General features: G+C 67.4%; 4 protein-coding genes. 2 read left to right on the top strand and 2 right to left on the bottom strand.

The window, feature by feature from the left end; translation table 11 throughout:
• Positions 1-323 precede the first annotated feature (323 nt).
• Complete coding sequence (locus tag VJV41_RS17865; RefSeq protein WP_325336054.1) at positions 324-791, bottom strand: DUF5318 domain-containing protein; 468 nt, start codon at positions 789-791, stop codon at positions 324-326.
• A gap of 178 nt (positions 792-969) precedes the next feature.
• Between VJV41_RS17865 and VJV41_RS17870 the strand changes: the two genes are divergently transcribed.
• Complete coding sequence (locus VJV41_RS17870) at positions 970-1,548, top strand: PadR family transcriptional regulator (protein WP_325336056.1); 579 nt, start codon at positions 970-972, stop codon at positions 1,546-1,548.
• A gap of 7 nt (positions 1,549-1,555) precedes the next feature.
• Positions 1,556-2,656 carry an inositol-3-phosphate synthase gene (locus VJV41_RS17875; protein WP_414684987.1) on the top strand — a complete coding sequence of 367 codons (1,101 nt, stop codon included), beginning with the start codon at positions 1,556-1,558 and terminating at the stop codon, positions 2,654-2,656.
• Between the two features lie 119 nt (positions 2,657-2,775).
• Here the strand turns inward: VJV41_RS17875 and VJV41_RS17880 are convergent, their stop codons facing one another.
• Positions 2,776-3,240: a methylated-DNA--[protein]-cysteine S-methyltransferase gene (locus tag VJV41_RS17880; protein ID WP_325336058.1), complete on the bottom strand. Its 465-nt coding sequence runs from the start codon at positions 3,238-3,240 to the stop codon at positions 2,776-2,778.
• Positions 3,241-3,397 lie beyond the last annotated feature (157 nt).

The following is a 3,397-nucleotide window of genomic DNA, read 5'->3' on the forward strand; positions in this document are numbered from 1 at the left end:
CGGCCGGACGGCCGGCGGTAGGCGTCGGGCGCGGGGCGGGAGCCGGACGTGCCGTCGTCAGGCGTGGGTGCAGCGGCCGGCCCGGGCACGCGGGCCCGGGCGCGCGCAGACTGCGGATCGCCGTACGAGTTCATGTGGTCACACCTACCGGTCGCGGTGGCACGCCCGGGAAGCCCTGGAAAGGCTCGCCGGGACAGCGCCACGAGCGGACGTTCTGGACGGCACAGTCGCGGCCGCCCGGTCGGATGTCAAGCGGGACCGACTGCGGTGCTGGATGCCCGTGTCGGTCAAGGTCGTCCCCACGTTAGCGAGAATGGCTCCGATCACCGGCGCCCCTCCCGGCGTTGTGACGACGATCCCGTCTCGCGGTGGCGGCCCGAGGTGGTCGAGGCGGTGGCCTCGACCGAGTCCAGTTCGTCGGCGTTGAGTGCGCCCCGGCCGAGCACGTACTGCTCAGCCAGGTGGTTCCATGCACAGGAGCGGCACACCTCCACGACGAAGACCTGGAACTCACGCAGCGTCATCGCGAGCACCGGGAGTTCCGCCAGCTTGCGGGCCTGCCCGGCAGACTGCTTGAGCTCGTCGCCGTAGATGTAGTGCACGAGGGTCAGATTGTCGCGGCGGCACACCGGGCAACGCTCGTCCGTCGGTTCGCCGTGGAATCTGGCTGCGCTTTTCAGGTACGGCGACGCGTCACACACCTCTAGCGTCCCGACCTTCCCGCTGTGCACGTCACGCAGCAACGCTCGCTTCCGTAGCGAGTAGTCGACGATCTGCCGCTGCGTGCGCATGGCGAAGAGAGTACGCGGTCCGATCCGGTAGGGCGACAGCCATCACTCAGCGTGCCGCACCGATCGCTGTCGTTGCCTCCACACAGACCTGAACTGACCGTGTTGCGGGAACGCGACCAGCCGAACTACGGTTGCGATGTATCGAACCGATACATCGCAACGACACAGGAGGTGGCCGGTGCTCGAACTGGCCATCCTCGGCCTGCTCCAGGAAGCACCGATGCACGGCTACGAGCTCCGCAAGGAGCTCGCCACCAAGCTCGGCACTCTCCGTGCCGCCATCAGCTACGGGACGCTCTACCCGACGCTGAAGCGGCTGCACGCCGCGGGCTGGATCAGCGCGACGGTGCCGGAGGGCGTCGTTCCCCCGCTCACCAGCCGTCGCGGCCGCATTGTGTACAAGATCACAGCGGAAGGCAAGGAACGGTTCGCCGATCTGCTGGCCCAGACCGGTCCGGAAACGTACGACGACGACGGCTTCGGCGTGCACTTCGCCTTCTTCGCCCGGACCGACCGGGCCACACGGCTGCGGATTCTCGAGGGCCGCCGCCGCCGGATCGAGGAGCGTCGAGAGGGTTTGCGCGAGGTCCTGTCCCGCGCCACCGACCGGCTCGACGCGTACACCCTCGAGTTGCAGCGCCATGGCCTGGAGGCTTGTGAGCGCGAGGTTCGCTGGCTGGAGGAGCTCATCACCAACGAGCGTTCCGGCCGATCTCCCCAACCAGACCCGAGTCCGCAGCCGGACGAACCAGGGTGAACTCAGAATGAAACAGGAGGCAAACGCGATGGGTTCCGTCCGCGTCGCCATCGTCGGTGTGGGTAACTGCGCCTCGTCCCTGATCCAGGGCACCGAGTACTACCGCGACGCCGACCCCAACGACCGCGTCCCGGGCTTGATGCATGTGGTATTCGGCGACTATCACGTGTCGGACATCACGTTCGTTGCGGCATTCGACGTCGACGCCAAGAAGGTCGGCATGGACCTTGCGGAGGCGATCGTCGCCAGCGAGAACAACACGCTGAGGCTGTGCGATGTACCGCCCACCGGCGTCACCGTCCAGCGTGGACCGACGTTCGACGGCCTCGGCCAGTACTACCGCGAGATCATCGACGAATCTCCGGCCGACCCCGTCGACGTGGCCCAGACGCTGCGTGACGCCCAGGTCGATGTGGTCGTGTCGTACCTGCCGGTCGGCTCCGAGCAGGCCGACAAGTTCTACGCCCAGGCGGCCATCGACGCCGGCTGTGCATTCGTCAACGCGCTGCCCGTCTTCATCGCATCCAACCCGGAGTGGGCGCAGAAGTTCACCGACGCCGGGCTGCCGATCGTCGGCGATGACATCAAGAGCCAGGTCGGCGCCACGATCGTGCACCGCGCGCTGGCGAAGCTCTTCGAGGACCGCGGCGTCGAGCTGCTGCGCACGTACCAGCTGAATTTCGGCGGGAACATGGACTTCATGAACATGCTGGAGCGGACCCGGCTGGTCTCCAAGAAGATCTCCAAGACCCAGTCGGTGACGAGCCAGATCCCGCACGAGATGCAGCGAAGCGATGTCCACATCGGCCCGTCCGACCACGTGCCGTGGCTGGACGACCGCAAGTGGGCCTACATCCGGCTCGAGGGCCGCAGCTTCGGCGACGCACCGCTGAACGCTGAGCTGAAGCTTGAGGTGTGGGACTCGCCGAACTCCGCCGGTGTGATCATCGACGCCGTGCGGGCGGCGAAGATCGCCAAGGACCGCGGGATCGGTGGACCGCTGTTGTCCGCAAGCTCCTACTTCATGAAGAGCCCGCCGCAGCAGTATGCCGACCACGACGCCAAGCAGGCCGTCGAGGCGTTCATTCGCGGCGAGGTCGACCGCTGACCCCCTGAAACCCACGCCGATCTTGGAGTTGTGGTTGCCCTTTCGCGGCATGTGGCCCGATTCGTGCCAACCACAACTCCAAGATCGCGGCTAGGTGGCGGTGCAGCGCCGCCCGTCGGTCAGCGCCACGTCCTTTCCAGTGCCACGCGGGCCTCCAGCTCCAGCAGGCGCCGTTTGCGCTCGATGCCGCCGCCGAAGCCGACCATCTTGCCGCCGGCGCCCACCACGCGATGACACGGCACGATCACCGGCACCGGATTGCGGTTGCAGGCCGTCCCGACCGCCCGGGCCAGGGTCGGGTCGCCCACGGCGGTGGCGATCGCGCCGTACGTCCGCATCTCGCCGTACGGGATTTCGCTGATCTGGCCCCACACCGCCTGCTCGAAGTCCGATCCACCGCGCAGCTCGACCGGCACCGAGAACGCGGTCAGCGTCCCGGCGAAATAGGCAGTGAGCTCGTCCACCACCGGATGCGAGCCGGATCGGCCGAAGGACGCCGGCGCTCCGAACCGCACGCCGACCACGGTGTCGCCGTCGAGCACGACGCCGAGCGGGCCGACCGGCGAATCGATGAGGAGTTGCATACCTCGATTCTGCCGCGGGGGTACGACAAAACCCCGCCGCGCCGACAACCCTCTCTGCGATCTTGGAGTTGTGGTTGGCACGAACGCTCCGAAAGCCGCATATGGGCAACCACAAGTCCAAGATCGCGGAGAGGGGTGGGGTGGGGTGGGGCGCTCA

Origin of the sequence: Mycobacterium sp. (assembly GCF_035274705.1) — a bacterium.
Taxonomy (GTDB): Bacteria; Actinomycetota; Actinomycetes; order Mycobacteriales; family Mycobacteriaceae; genus Mycobacterium.

Bases quoted from the DNA above. Each gene is read 5' to 3' on its own strand.
- VJV41_RS17865 (WP_325336054.1), bottom strand. From the start codon at position 791: ATGCGCACGCAGCGGCAGATCGTCGACTACTCGCTACGGAAGCGAGCG.
- VJV41_RS17875 (WP_414684987.1), top strand. From the start codon at position 1,556: ATGAAACAGGAGGCAAACGCGATGGGTTCCGTCCGCGTCGCCATCGTC.
- VJV41_RS17880 (WP_325336058.1), bottom strand. From the start codon at position 3,240: ATGCAACTCCTCATCGATTCGCCGGTCGGCCCGCTCGGCGTCGTGCTC.